The 13,216-nt window shown below is 34.5% G+C and carries 12 protein-coding genes; 5 read left to right on the top strand and 7 right to left on the bottom strand.

From position 1 onward, the window contains the following. The first annotated feature begins 5 nt into the window (after window positions 1-5). The 5 genes from G7A72_RS13210 (at window position 6) to G7A72_RS13190 (ending at window position 4,762) form a co-directional block, all read left to right on the top strand. Window positions 6-1,490 (top strand): cryptochrome/deoxyribodipyrimidine photo-lyase family protein, encoded by a 1,485-nt coding sequence (locus G7A72_RS13210; RefSeq protein ID WP_165152791.1) that lies wholly within the window; start codon window positions 6-8, stop codon window positions 1,488-1,490. A gap of 56 nt (window positions 1,491-1,546) precedes the next feature. Continuing rightward, window positions 1,547-1,831, top strand: a complete 285-nt coding sequence (locus G7A72_RS13205; RefSeq protein ID WP_091171480.1) for a TIGR03643 family protein — start codon at window positions 1,547-1,549, stop codon at window positions 1,829-1,831. Between the two features lie 60 nt (window positions 1,832-1,891). Next, the gene (locus tag G7A72_RS13200) at window positions 1,892-2,575 is read left to right on the top strand and encodes an SDR family NAD(P)-dependent oxidoreductase (RefSeq protein ID WP_113666317.1); all 684 of its coding nucleotides are present in this window, start codon (window positions 1,892-1,894) and stop codon (window positions 2,573-2,575) included. 40 nt (window positions 2,576-2,615) lie between these two features. Then, window positions 2,616-3,227, top strand: coding sequence for a GTP cyclohydrolase I FolE (folE, locus tag G7A72_RS13195; RefSeq protein ID WP_241258514.1), 612 nt, complete (start codon window positions 2,616-2,618; stop codon window positions 3,225-3,227). 116 nt (window positions 3,228-3,343) lie between these two features. Further along, a complete protein-coding gene (locus G7A72_RS13190; RefSeq protein WP_165152790.1) occupies window positions 3,344-4,762 on the top strand; it encodes an SDR family oxidoreductase in 1,419 nt (472 codons plus the stop codon). 77 nt (window positions 4,763-4,839) lie between these two features. On the opposite strand, the gene G7A72_RS13185 is transcribed toward G7A72_RS13190, so the two are convergent. The 7 genes from G7A72_RS13185 to G7A72_RS13155 form a co-directional block, all read right to left on the bottom strand. Beyond that, complete coding sequence (locus G7A72_RS13185) at window positions 4,840-6,135, bottom strand: deoxyribodipyrimidine photo-lyase (RefSeq protein WP_165152789.1); 1,296 nt, start codon at window positions 6,133-6,135, stop codon at window positions 4,840-4,842. Beyond that, window positions 6,135-6,596: an SRPBCC family protein gene (locus G7A72_RS13180; protein WP_165152788.1), complete on the bottom strand. Its 462-nt coding sequence runs from the start codon at window positions 6,594-6,596 to the stop codon at window positions 6,135-6,137. Before G7A72_RS13180 ends, G7A72_RS13185 begins: the two co-directional genes overlap by 1 nt. A gap of 180 nt (window positions 6,597-6,776) precedes the next feature. Beyond that, the gene (locus tag G7A72_RS13175; RefSeq protein ID WP_113666321.1) at window positions 6,777-7,217 is read right to left on the bottom strand and encodes a sterol desaturase family protein; all 441 of its coding nucleotides are present in this window, start codon (window positions 7,215-7,217) and stop codon (window positions 6,777-6,779) included. 46 nt (window positions 7,218-7,263) lie between these two features. Then, window positions 7,264-8,103 (bottom strand): phytoene/squalene synthase family protein, encoded by an 840-nt coding sequence (locus tag G7A72_RS13170; RefSeq protein WP_113633488.1) that lies wholly within the window; start codon window positions 8,101-8,103, stop codon window positions 7,264-7,266. A 1-nt stretch (window position 8,104) separates the two neighbouring features. Then, a complete protein-coding gene (locus G7A72_RS13165) occupies window positions 8,105-9,580 on the bottom strand; it encodes an NAD(P)/FAD-dependent oxidoreductase (protein WP_165152787.1) in 1,476 nt (491 codons plus the stop codon). Window positions 9,581-9,618: 38 nt separating this feature from the next. Further along, the gene (locus tag G7A72_RS13160) at window positions 9,619-10,515 is read right to left on the bottom strand and encodes a MerR family transcriptional regulator (RefSeq protein WP_113666323.1); all 897 of its coding nucleotides are present in this window, start codon (window positions 10,513-10,515) and stop codon (window positions 9,619-9,621) included. A 453-nt stretch (window positions 10,516-10,968) separates the two neighbouring features. Next, complete coding sequence (locus tag G7A72_RS13155; protein WP_165152786.1) at window positions 10,969-13,011, bottom strand: CotH kinase family protein; 2,043 nt, start codon at window positions 13,009-13,011, stop codon at window positions 10,969-10,971. Window positions 13,012-13,216: the final 205 nt, after the last annotated feature.

Below are 13,216 nucleotides of genomic sequence, written 5' to 3'. Positions count from 1 at the left end.
GATAAATGAATACAAATAAAAAACAAATTAATGTAGTTTGGTTCAAAAGGGATCTTCGTTTACAGGATAATGAGGCGATTTTTAATGCAACAAAAACTGGCATACCCACATTGTTGCTTTATGTATTCGAAAAATCTTTAGAAAATGATTCACATTATAGTCCAAGACACTGGAATTTCATCAAGCAATCACTTGTAGATATCAACAAACAACTGGAACAATCGAACACACATGTGTTAGCGGTATCTTCAGAGGTCCTTCAAGTTTTCAATATTCTTGAAGAAACGTACAAAATTGAAACCGTATACTCACATCAGGAAACTGGCTTAAAAATCACTTACGAAAGAGATAAAACTTTCAAACGCTTTTGCAAAAACAATCAAATTAATTGGATTGAAAATACCAACAACGGAATTTTCAGAGCCTTACGTAGCAGAACGAATTGGGTTTCAAAATGGGAAGACTACATGAATCAACCCCAATTTATTTTTGATGATAAACCAGAAAATTTTCTAAATACGGAAGCTATATTGGAACTCGAAAAAGCTTTAGAAAAAACCAATTTAGAAACTGTTCCGGATGCTATTTTCCAAAAAGGTGGGAGCAACATGGCCCAGAAATATTTGCAAACATTTTTTGATGAACGATACCACAATTATAACTCACATATTTCGAAACCTTTATTAGCTCGAAAAAGCTGTAGCAGGTTATCACCCTATATTGCTTGGGGAAATTTATCTTCGAGACAAGTATTGCAAAAAGCGGCTACGTTCCTATTGACCTGCAATAACAAAAAGCAAATTGATTCCTTTATATCTCGACTGACTTGGCAAGCACATTTTATCCAGAAATTTGAAATGGAAGAAGTCATGGAGTTTGAAAGTGTTAATAAGGGATTCCATTCGTTGAAAAAGAAAGTCAATGAAAATTATATTGAAGCTTGGAAAACGGGACAAACCGGATTTCCATTGATTGATGCATGCATGCGCTGTTTGAATGAAACTGGCTATTTGAATTTTAGAATGCGTGCCATGTTAGTTTCATTTTTCACCCATAATCTATGGCAACCTTGGCAAGAAGCGACGCAGCATTTATCACAAATGTTTCTTGATTTTGAACCCGGAATACATTTTCCGCAGTTGCAAATGCAGGCTGGAGAAACCGGAATCAATATGTTACGTATATATAATCCAATAAAGAATAGTTATGAACATGATCCTGACGGAGAATTCATAAAAAAATGGGTTCCGGAACTGCGCGATTTGCCACGAGCTTTTGTACATGAACCCTATAAAATGACCTATTTAGACCAAAAATTTAACGATTTTGAAGTTGGAGTTAATTATCCAAAACCAATTGTAAACATGGAAAGAACGAGAAAATTCGCGAGTGATTTTTTATGGAAAATGAAGAAAAATCCCTTGGTAAAAGAAGAAAGTTCGCGGATATTAAAACTTCATACTATGGCAGATATTGGCGATAGCGAATAATTTTCAACAACAATTTCAAAAAAAAATCAATAGCAATTTCAAAAAAATAGAATCTCGTGACTGAAAAAAAAGAACTTACTGATTTAGACAAAGACCGAATCATAGAAATGGCTTGGGAAGACCGTACCACGTTTGATGCGATTTTAATGCAATTTGGATTAAAAGAGCAAGAAGTGATCGACCTGATGCGTACCGAAATGAAACCTTCGAGTTTTAGAATGTGGCGCGAAAGAGTGCAAGGCCGAAAAACAAAACATGAAAAATTAAGGGATTTTCGAGAAGGCCGTTTTAAATGTACGATGCAAAGACAAATTAACAACAACAAGATATCCAAACGATAATTTTTCGATAATACGAAACAAACCCAAAATAAATTTTAAATAACTGATTGAATAATATATATGAAAAACATAGTAATCATTGGTGGTAGTAAAGGAATTGGTAGTGCCATTTTGTTGCAACAATTAGAGACAAACTTGGTTTACAACATCAGCAGAAATGCACCTGAAATCACGCATCCCAACCTGAAACATTACTCATTAGATGTTCTAAAAGATACACTTCCAGAAATAGAAGCTGTAGATACCTTGATTTATTGCCCAGGTTCTATTAATTTGAAACCGATTGGAAGTTTGAGCATCGATGATTTCAGAAATGATTTTGAAATTAACGTCATTGGCGCTGTAAAAGCCATTCAAAAATATTTACCTGTTTTAAAAAAGGGAACTAATCCATCGATTGTTTTGTTTAGTACGGTGGCTGCAAAATTAGGAATGCCTTTTCATGCGAGTATTGCTACTGCAAAAGCGGGAATTGAAGGATTAGTAAAATCTTTGGGAGCAGAACTAGCTTCAGTAGTACGGATTAATGCCATTGCTCCTACAATTACCGAAACAACACTTGCAGCAGGTATTTTGAGAAATGACAGAATGAAAGAAAATATGGTGGAACGCCACCCGATGAAAGGATATTTGAAACCGGAAGAAGTTGCGAATATGGCCAACTTCCTAATTTCGGAAAACGCCAAGTCAATTTCAGGTCAAGTTTTTGAAATGGATTACGGAATCGTGACTTTTAAAATCTAAAAAATAATTAGCCAAACTTAAAATAGAAATACAGCATACCATGATAAAAGAAATGAAAAGTTACGAAAAAATCGAACAATACGATACTGAAATAACAGAAGCATTAGCAGATAATTATAAAGTAATCATTGAAAATTTAGGCGAAGATGTAACTCGCGAAGGGTTAGAAAAAACTCCTGAACGTGTGGCAAAAGCGATGCAATATTTAACCCACGGTTACGGACTCGATCCATTAGAAATCTTAAAATCGGCAATGTTTACTGAAGATCACCAGCAAATGATTGTGGTAAAAGACATCGAAGTATATTCTATGTGTGAACACCACATGTTACCGTTTTTTGGAAAAGCACATGTCGCTTATATTCCAAATGGTAAAATTGTAGGTTTAAGTAAAATTCCAAGAGTAGTTGATGCGTTTGCCCGAAGAATGCAAGTTCAGGAACGATTGACAGATCAAATCAAAAATTGTATTCAGGACGCTTTAAATCCACTTGGAGTGGCGGTTGTGATTGAAGCGCAACACATGTGCATGCAAATGCGTGGGATCCAAAAACAAAATTCAGTTACAACGACTTCTTCTTTTACAGGAGCTTTCGAGAAAGACAAAACCAGAAAAGAATTTATTAGCTTAGTTTCCAATAAATTAAGTTAATTTTAATTGCTGAAATACAACTTACTGAATAAAAAATAGTACACAAATTACACGGATTTTCTCATTAGTTTAAAATTGGAGTTTATTCGTGTAATTCGTGGCAAAAAATACAAACCATGAAAATTCTCTTAACAGGCGCAACAGGTTATATCGGGAAGCGACTTTTGCCATTATTGGTAGAACAAGGGCACGATATAATCTGTTGTGTAAGAGACAAAAACAGGTTTTATTGTCCAGTTGAATTTCAAAAAAATGTTACGGTAATTGAAGTTGATTTTCTGAATCAGGAAACATTGACCGCTATTCCTGAAGATATTGATGCAGCTTACTATCTAATACATTCCATGTCAGGATCAGCCTCTAATTTTGATGAATTAGAAAGTGAATCTGCACTAAATTTTGTGAAACGTTTGAATGAAACCAAAGCCAAACAAGTCATTTATTTGAGCGGAATTGTAAATGACAAATCATTATCAAAACATTTATCTTCCAGAAAAAAGGTGGAAGAAATTTTAAATACAGGAACTTTTGCCGCGACTACTTTGAGAGCGGGAATTATTGTAGGTTCTGGAAGTGCATCGTTTGAAATCATTCGGGATTTAGTGAATAAACTACCCATAATGATTACACCAAAATGGCTAAATACCAAATGCCAGCCGATTGCAATTCCGGATGTTCTAGATTTTTTATCCAAATCATTACTGAATCCACTTACCTACAATCAGAGTTTTGACATTGGCGGACCCGATATTTTAACGTACAAAGAAATGCTTTTGGGTTTTGCAGAAGCAAAAAAATTAAAGAGATGGATTTTCACTGTCCCAATAATGACACCAAAATTATCTTCTTATTGGCTCTATTTTGTAACCTCAACATCGTATAGACTCGCGTCAGCTCTGGTCAGCAGCATGAAAGTCGAAGTAGTTTGCAGTGATAACCGAATCAATGAATTACTGCATGTTACGCCGATGTCCTACAAACAAGCACTTTCTCGCGCATTAATAAAAGTAGACGAAGATAAAGTAGCTTCGAGTTGGAAAGATTCCTTGGTCAGCGGACGTTTTAGCAGCAACATGTCGGAATATTTGAAAGTTCCAAAAAAGGATTGCTACATTGACCGACGTAAAATGGAAATCATAGATCGTGATTTCACCATAAATAGGATTTGGTCCATCGGCGGTGACACAGGTTGGTATTATGGTGATTGGTTGTGGAATTTACGAGGTTTTATTGATAAATTATACGGTGGCGTAGGTTCTCGAAGAGGAAGAACAAACCGACACGATATCCATTCTGGAGATGCTTTAGACTTTTGGCGTGTTTTGTATGCCAATAAAGAAGAAGGAAAATTAATTTTATTTGCCGAAATGAAACTCCCAGGAGAAGCTTGGCTCGAATTTAAAATAATAGGAAATACGTTGTATCAAGCGGCAACTTTCAGACCCAGAGGAATTTGGGGAAAATTATATTGGTATTCCGTTTTGCCCTTTCATGGATTTATCTTTAAAGGAATGCTGCAGAAATTGATTAAATAATTTTCTTTTTAACCTGTAAGTCATTTAAGTTTTTAGATAATGCTCAAAAACTTAAATGCCTTATATGTTAAATCTTTTTATTTCAAGATTCCGGCTTTGTAAGTCGCAATCGCTCGATCTCTCGCCATCGCGTGTTCTACCATAGGTTTTCCGTAACCTAAATCGAATTCTTTAATCCATTTTCGGATGTAGATTCCTTTCTCATCGAATTTTTTCTGTTGAATCTCTGGATTGAAAACACGGAAATAAGGTGCGGCATCACAACCGGTTCCTGCTGCCCATTGCCAGTTACCAACATTGGCAGACATATCGTAATCCAGTAGTTTTTCGGCAAAATAGGCTTCACCCCATTGCCACTGAATCATTAAATGTTTAATTAGAAAACTGGCGACCACCATGCGAACTCTGTTGTGCATGTAACCCGTTTCATTAAGTTGACGCATTCCTGCATCGACCATTGGATAACCAGTTGTTCCCGAACACCAACGTTTGAAATCTTCTTCATTATTGCGCCACTCAATTCCATCATAAGCCGATTTAAAGTTTTGAGTAACGACTTTTGGAAAACTGAATAAGATTTGCATAAAGAATTCTCTCCAAATCAATTCACTCAAAAAGACATCATTTTTATGAAAAGCCCAATTAACTAATTTCCGTACGCTTACAGTTCCAAAACGCAAATGTGGCGACAGATAAGAAGTTTTATCCAAGGCTGGAAAATCCCTAATATCTTGATAATTTGAAATGAATTTTAAATTGTGTGGCTTAACTTTTATGGGACTTTCTTCGAAGCCTATTTGTTCCAAAGTAGGAAAAGCAAAACTGTTTTTATGGAAATTCGAAAAATGGGATTCCGTATCGTATTCCTGAACCGGCGCCATTGATTTGTATTTTTCCAGCCATTTATTTTTAAAAGGTGTGTACACCGTATATTGCAATCCATCTGCTTTTGTAATTTCTTTCTCTTCGAAAATTACTTGATCTTTAAAAGAATAAGTAATGGTTTTTTTTGTTTCCAAAAGTTCACAAATCGCCGTGTCTCGTTGTATTGCGTACGGTTCGTAATCTTTGTTGAAAAAAACTTCTTTGACGTCATATTCTTGTAAAAGTGATTGCCAAACATCAAAAGTTTTTCCTTTTTTGACCAAAAGTGAACTTCCAATTTCCTGTAATTGCGTGTTTATTTTTGAAAGTGAATCATGGATGAAACCTACTCGGGCATCATTTTTTGGTAAACTATCCAAAATGGAATCATCAAAAATAAACAATGGAACTACCGAATATTTAGACTGTAAGGCTTGAAATAAACCTATGTTATCTTCCAGACGCAAATCCCGTCTGAACCAAAAAACAGAAATTTCTTGCTTGCTCATTACTTTGCATTAAACATTTCGTCCACCTTTTTTACACGGTATTCAAAAATGGATTTCAATTTATTTTTAACGACCAATGTATTCATGATTCGACCCAGAAAACCAAGCGGTAATCCGTAATGCACGACATCCGTCATTTTAGTTCCGTTTGGGGTTGCTTCAAAAAAATGTTTGTGGTGCCAAAAACTGTATGGACCAAAACGTTGTTCATCTATGAAATAACTATTTTCTTTTACTTGTGTTATTACAGTCATCCATGACAAAGTGATTCCAAAAAGTGGCGTTACTTTATACTGAATAATTTGTCCCGGATACATGGATTTTTGATCAAAATCTGTGATTTGAAAACCCATTCCTTCCGGTGTGATTTTCTGCAGATTTTTTGGATTTGAAAAAAAAGACCAACATTCTTCGACAGTTGCATTTACGTGCTGAACGGTTTCTTGTTTGTATATTTTCATGGTTGTGTTTTAAGAATAAATAACGACATGGAACATTAAGTTCGCGTGAGGGATAAAAGTGGAGCTCTTTTTATAATTGGCCTAGTTTTTTTAGAACGAGACCAATTATAAAAAAGCGGGAACGGATAGCCCGACCCCGCTGTAACGATAGTGAAAGTTGGGTCACGCCCAAATTAAACTTTATATTTTGTAGTATTTGAAAGGTACAAAAAGCATTCCGAAACATTCTCCGTGCTCTTTACCCAAATGTTTGTGATGTACTTTGTGCGCTTTTCGCAAACCGATTAAATACTTGTTGTTCGTGTTTTTGAACCACTTGAAACGTTGATGGATGAGGACGTCATGAATCATGAAATAACACATCCCGTAAAACATAATTCCAAGTCCGATGAAGAATTTATAGTTCAAACCACCTTCGACACCATAATAAAAAAGTAAAATGCTTGGAACAGCAAAAATCACAAAAAAGATATCATTTCGTTCGAAAACATTTGCATATTTTGGCTGGTGATGATCGGCGTGAAAGTACCACATTGATCCGTGCATTACATACTTATGCGTAAGCCAAGTGACGCATTCCATTATTAAAAAAGTACCTAGAAAAATCAAAAAAAATATCATTTTATTCTGTATTTAAGTATAACAATTTATTAAAAAAAGCTGTAATTTAAACTAATTTCAATTTATAAGACACAAAAGACTTTGCCAATAAACCAGCTTTGGTATAGTTAGAAACTCGGATTCTTGCGTTTCCTATTTCGTGACAAGGCGTGTTTTCTAATTTTTTTAATAGTTTTTTGTAGTACACAAAAGCTGTGTATACACCGAACTTAGCTTCGATAGGAAGTTTCACAATGCCTTCGTAAGCGACTCTGAAATCTTCTTCAATTTCATTGATGATTGCGGTTTTTGCATTTTCATCGAACGAATTTAAATCGACTCCAGGAAAATAATTGCGATTCAAAACCAAATTATCGTCCTTTAAATCCCGAAGAAAATTCACTTTCTGGAACGCAGAACCCAATCGCATTGCTTCGTCTTTTAGTTGCTCGTATCGTTTATTGTCACCGGCTACAAAAACCTTAAGACACATTAAACCTACAACATCCGCAGAACCGTAAATGTAATCATCGTACTCTGCTTTGCTGTGATAATCTGATTTTATCAAATCTAATTTCATACTTTTTAAGAAAGCCTGAATAAGATCATCAGATATGTTGTTTTGCTTTACTGTTTGTTGAAAAGAATTCAATATGGGATTTAAACTTATTCCTCTATCAAAGGCTTTGTAGTATTCATCCTCAAACTCTGTGATCAAACTTTCTTTGTCAAAACCATGGAAACTATCCACGATTTCATCTGCAAAACGGACGAAACCATAGATACTATATATGGCATCCCTAATACTTGGCGAAAGCATGTATACCGCCAAAGAGAAAGAGGTGCTATAGTTTTTTGTAACTAACTTGCTACATTTAAAAGATACATCATCAAATAATTGCTTCATACTATTGTTCTGAAAATTGCTTATTAATTAAATCCGACACTAATTTTCCAGAAATTAATGCTGGCGGAACTCCTGGTCCCGGAACGGTCAATTGACCGGTGAAATATAAATTCTTAACTTTTTTACTTTTTAATTTTGGTCTCAAAAATGCCGTTTGCAATAATGTATTTGCCATTCCGTAAGCATTCCCTTTGTATGAGTTGTACTCCGACACAAAATCATTTTTACAGAATGATTGCTTAAATATAATATTATTTTTGACGCTTTGCTGTGTTAAAGTTTCAAAACGATCTATTATTTTATCAAAATATTCTTCTCTTAATTCCTCTGTATCATTGATTCCTGGTGCTAAAGGTACAAGAAAAAAGCCAGATTCCATTCCTTCCGGAGCGGCGGTTTTATCCGTTACCGAAGGGAAATTCGCATAGAACAATGGCTCTTTTGGCCACTGGGGTTCATCGTAAATATCCTTGGCATGTTGGTAAAAATCAACATCAAAAAACAATGCATGATGCGAAATATTTTCTATTTTTTTGTTGAAACCAACATAAAATAATAATGACGAAGGTGCGAAAACCCTACTGTCCCAATATTTCTCAGAGTACGCTCTGTGTTCCTGATCCAATAACGTCTCGGTGTGATGATAATCAGCACCACTCAAAATCAAATCTGAATCAATAATTTCGCCGTTTACCTGAATAGCTATTGCCGTTTTATTTTCAACAATAATTTTTTCGATATTAGCATTGGTTTGAAACTTTACTCCTAGTTCTATAGCTAAACTTTCCATGCCTCGCACCACATCAAACATTCCTGTTTTGGGATGCCAAGTTCCCAAGCCAAAGTCGGCGTAATTCATAAAACTGTAAAACGAAGGCGTGTCTGATGGCTTTGCGCCAAGAAACAATACTGGAAATTCCAATATTTGGATTAGCCTTTCATTTTTAAATTTTTTGCGAACATCTCTACTGATGTTGCTAAAAAATTGTCCCACTTTCATGGCTGTTTCCACAGTTATCAATTCGAGTGGAGAAACTCCTGGACGGTATACTAACTCTTTGATGGCAATATCATAATTACTCTTGGCCTCAGCCATAAAGTCACTTAGCAGTTTACCGCTTCCTTTTTCAATAGCTTCAAAAGCAACTGTAATGTCCGCTAAATTGTCCGCTATCGTTATGAAATCATCTATCCCATAATACACTCGATAAGCAGGAGACAATTTGATGAGTTCATAATAATCCGTAGTCTTCTTTCCAAAGTCAGCAAAGAAACGTTCGAAAACATCTGGCATCCAGTACCAGCTCGGCCCCATATCAAAGGTAAATCCTTCTCGCTTTAGTTGTCGTGCGCGTCCGCCTATGGCGTCATTTTTTTCGTAGATTGTAACGTCATGTCCACTTTGAGCTAAATAAGCAGATGCAGCTAACGCAGAGAACCCAGAACCTATAATTGTAATTTTTTTTATTTTCTTCATTTGTTTAGCAAATATATGAATTGTTTAAACAAAAACAATTAAATCCAGTCGACTAATTCATTGATCGAACTAAATATTGTTATTCGTTCTGGAAGTTCTTCTTTTTTAATAAACTCAACCATTCTACCGAGGTACCATAATTCAGTAGTATCATCCAATAACTCTTCAGACATTTTTTGGATATAACTGTCCAATATATCTCTTTCGGGCTGAACTGTTAAGTACGACACAAAAACAATGGAATCAAAATGCTTTTTCAAATCTTTTAGATTTTCAATTGGCATACTTTCCCCTAAATAAATGGTTTTGTATCCATGCAATAAAATTTCATAATTGAGATACATTAAGCCCAATTCGTGAATTTCATTCATTGGCAGAGACAAAACAAAAACTTTATCCAGTTTGGTTTGTTTTAAAATTTGAAGCTTTTCAGTATTTATTAATAGTTTTTGTTTAATTAAGTAGCTGATAAAATGTTCGTGAGCAGGTGTTATAGTATCAGATTGCCACAATAATCCCAATTCATTCATCAAGGGAATGAAAACTTGATGAAAGACTTCTTTGAATGATTTTTCCGCGATTAACCAATTGTATGTATTAAAGAAAAGCTCTTGGTCAAAGTTCATCATCGCCATTTTGAACTCACTAATAGCGTGACTTTTGGCTGTTTTGCTCGAAATTATTTCTCGCACTAAAGACGGTATTTTTTCTTGCGGATATGTTGCTATTTTTGAGATTTTATATCCGTAATCGTGTAACAATGTGATATTTAACAGCTTTTGCAAACTAGCTAAATCGTACAAACGAATGTTAGTATCCGTACGCATAGGTTGGAGAATATCATATCTTTTCTCCCAAATTCGTATCGTATGCGCTTTGATCCCTGAGAGGTTTTCAAGATCTTTTATACTAAACACACTTTTTATATTGTTCATCGTTTATCAAAATTTAATAAACAAATGTAAAATAAATTTTATTATAAACGTTTATAATCAGCCTTAAACTTTTTTTAATTATACAATTACTTCTTATTCAGTTACACACAAAATCAGTTCAAACGACTCTTACACAAATGTTAAATACTGATTTCATGTCCCGTGTATATTTAGTAATTACTCTGTAAAAAACTAACTGACAATATTTTAAGACCAATAAATTGAAACATAATTTAGTCTTTAAATCATTATATTATTAATTAACGTTTGTTTTATGTTTAAATGATAGTCATCCACAATTAGAGATTATGTTGTAATAAAATTATTCTAAAACAATAATTTATAGAAGTAATGACAATCAAAAGTTATACTAGTTACTCACAAAAAAACAGATAAATAACAGTTTGCACTATTATTTATCTGTTCCCCTATTTGTAAAACAAAATGTTTAAATTATTTTTTGATTATTTTTCTGCTGGTAAACCCCTCTTCATTATAAATCATTATAAAATAAATACCACTGGAATACGCACTCAAATCCATTGTTATATTTTCGGAATCTGTTTTAATTTCATGCTGTAAAACACCCAAAATATTGAACATTTTAACTCCAGTCATCGGTTTACTTGCTTGGATTTGAAGTGTACTTGAAACTGGATTTGGATAAATAGAAAGTGTGGAAGAAGCTAAAAAAGAACGGTTTGCTAAAGTATCATTATTAGTAGCTACCCAACTTGACGCTAAATTATTATCTAAAGCAGTGCTTATCAAATCCAGATACGTACCACCGCCATCAGGTGTTGTGGGCCAAGGCGCCGCATCAAAATATTCTACTGAGTCTATTATATTTCCATCGGCATCAGCCAAAACAATTTTCTGAGATTTATTAGATAAGTTTCGGACAAACTGACCAAAAGGAACTATTCCGTATTTACTTTGAAAAGCTGTATTATTACTGGTCAAAAAGATCGTTTCATTTCCTCCAATAGTTGAATTGAACGGAAACTGATACGTCAATCCTAATTGTCTAAAATATACGCCGGAAAGATTTACGGATCGATCACTAATGTTTTGCAAGGCTATAAACTCTAAATCATTACTGACCGGAAAACTGGTGGACGTTTTAGGATTGTAATTGATTTTAGTTATAACCAAAGGTGGTAACGAAACAGTAGCACAGTTTGTAAAAGATCCTATATTATTTGTAATCCAAGTGGTTCTGTCAACAATAAAAGTTCTAATTCGGTTTACATCAACATCATGATCGTCTAGTGTCCCCCATCTTTGTTGCTCTCGCGGAATTGCTTCACTAATATAACTTAAGGCGTTATCCATATAAGTAATCAATACATCTTTGTTCAATGGCTTGCCAGGCGCTTTTACTTCATTCCATCGCTTAGCGAGATTGCAATTAAATGATCCATTATCAAATAAATAGCTCCAAAATGGCGGCCCAATTCTGTTCCCGTTATTAAATTGCCATTTATCTACGTGACTGCTGTTTGTAAATGTACTTCCAAAACTTTGGTTAAAATCCCAAACTGGACCTGCTCGCAATTTTCCACCACGGTCTTTATGGAAAAAAGTGCTGGATTGATACACATCTGCGTTTGAACACAATTCATTTACTAACATAAAATCGACAAAAGAAGGCACATCAATAATCGTTCTATATCCGTCTTCTAAATCATCATCGTAGGCATGATCTTGCATTCTGTTGAACTCAGCTTCAATATATTGAGTTTGTTCAGGTGTCGCATTTTCAGGTTTAGGTAAATCATGTACAAATTTAGTTTCGTCCATCCAGAACGCTACAGGATCGCCGCCTGTGGTTTTATCCGCTTTGGTTATATAGCCGCCAGTGATATTTGGTAACGCATTATCAGTCGCTTCAATCTTTAAAACGTTAACCCTATTTTCATTGGATTTTATTTTTTCCTGAAAAACATATAATCCTTTATAATCCCCGTTAATCACAACCTCACAGTATTCCGTTTTAGAGGCATAATTCCCTAATTCTCTCGACATGTAATAGGCTAAATAGTCTCTAACTAAGGAAGGATCAAAACCTAATCCATTCAAAATCCAGTCATTTTCACTTGGCATCCCAAAAATACTTACGTTATTATTAGAAGTATTATCTGCTTTTAAAGTGGTTAAGCTATACTGTTTTTTAGGCAGCGTTTGCGTGGAAGAACCTCTAATTTCGATACCAATTCTGCCGGTGTAGTTTAAAAACCCAGCCGTGTTCTGATCCGTTAGGTAATTTCTGGTTCCGTCAGGTCTCTTGATGATCTTCATGGTTGCTAAAATTTTTGGATCATCAACAATCTCGAGAGGCAAACCTGTGTTCGGGTCATTATCGGTGGTGATAATAACAATAGGGAGATTACTATCCGTAAAAGTTTGCGCTGTAACGGAATAAGAAGTAATCATAACAATTAACAAAATAAATTTTGAAATTGTAGTAAGCTGGGTGATGTACAATTTTTTCATGATTTGATTTCTTGTTAAATTAAAGCATAAATTTAATAAAAAAAAAGAACATAAAATACTGATAATCAATTATTTATAAGATAATTAATTACTATTGTATCATCAAAATTTTTGATTTAGATATATGACCTAGAGCGACTTACATTTTCCACTTTTTCAATGAAAAAGAATTGAAATGCGAATTTCCTTTTTTGGGGTTCAGGAA

This window comes from Flavobacterium sp. Sr18 (genome assembly GCF_011064265.1).
Classification (GTDB): domain Bacteria; phylum Bacteroidota; class Bacteroidia; order Flavobacteriales; family Flavobacteriaceae; genus Flavobacterium; species Flavobacterium petrolei.
Note: the sequence above shows the minus strand (reverse complement) of the source record. Positions and strands in the feature narration are given on the sequence as shown.